This window comes from Elstera litoralis (assembly GCF_000963705.1).
Taxonomy (GTDB): Bacteria; Pseudomonadota; Alphaproteobacteria; order Elsterales; family Elsteraceae; genus Elstera; species Elstera litoralis.
In genome coordinates, this window is sequence record NZ_LAJY01000689.1 from 1 (window position 1) to 884 (window position 884).

The 884-nt window shown below is 56.3% G+C and carries 1 protein-coding gene and 1 pseudogene; both read right to left on the reverse strand.

What is annotated here, in order from left to right:
* A pseudogene (locus tag VZ95_RS19005) lies at positions 1 to 481 on the reverse strand (hypothetical protein); the annotation flags it as partial.
* Positions 481 to 819 (reverse strand): P-II family nitrogen regulator, encoded by a 339-nt coding sequence (gene glnK / locus VZ95_RS19010; protein ID WP_045777258.1) that lies wholly within the window; start codon positions 817 to 819, stop codon positions 481 to 483. The gene glnK and the pseudogene VZ95_RS19005, both read right to left, overlap by 1 nt.
* Positions 820 to 884: the final 65 nt, after the last annotated feature.

The following is an 884-nucleotide window of genomic DNA, read 5'->3' on the forward strand; positions in this document are numbered from 1 at the left end:
CAAAGGTCATCTGATAGGTGAGGAAGACGGTTTCCGGAATGGTGGCCGCCAGCGAATTCACGCTTTCCAGCGTCACGCCCGCCAGCATCACATTCGAGAGGCCGCCGATAAAGGCGCTACCTTCCGAAAAGGCCAAGCTATACCCAATCACGACCCAAAGGATCGTTACGATGCAGGTAATGGCGAAGGACTGCATGACCGTGGAAAGCACGTTCATCTTACGCACCATACCACCGTAGAATAGCGCTACGCCGGGGATCGTCATCATCAACACCAACAGGGTCGAGACGAGCATCCATGCCGTATCACCCGAATTAATTTCCACCTTGGCGGCGTCTTGGGCCAGGGCGGGTGCGGCGGCAAGGGCGACCGCAGCAAGGGTCGCCAAACCACGGCCGACCTTTTTAACGCTTTCCTGCATCGGGAAGGTTCCTTCTTGTCGAACGTCGGGGATCGTGAAACCTGACGGGGCCTGCGCCATTACAGCGCGTTCCCATCGGTTTCGCCCGTCCGGATCCGCACAGCGCGGCTAAGGTCGAGAACGAAAATCTTGCCATCGCCGATGCGGCCCGTGTGGGCCGCCTTTTGAATCGCTTCGACCACTTGGTCTTCCAGCTCATCGGCAACCGCGACTTCAATTTTTACCTTCGGCAGAAAGCTAACGGCGTATTCTGCGCCCCGGTAAATTTCAGTCTGGCCCTTTTGACGGCCAAACCCTTTAACTTCCGACGCTGTCAGCCCTTGAATGCCAAGAGCGGTCAACGCTTCGCGGACATCCTCCAGCTTGAACGGCTTTATGATCGCAGTGATCAGTTTCATAGCCCGGCTTCTCCCATATCACACCGTTCAGAACGGCATCGGTTGCGTTATAATCAAAAAGCGTG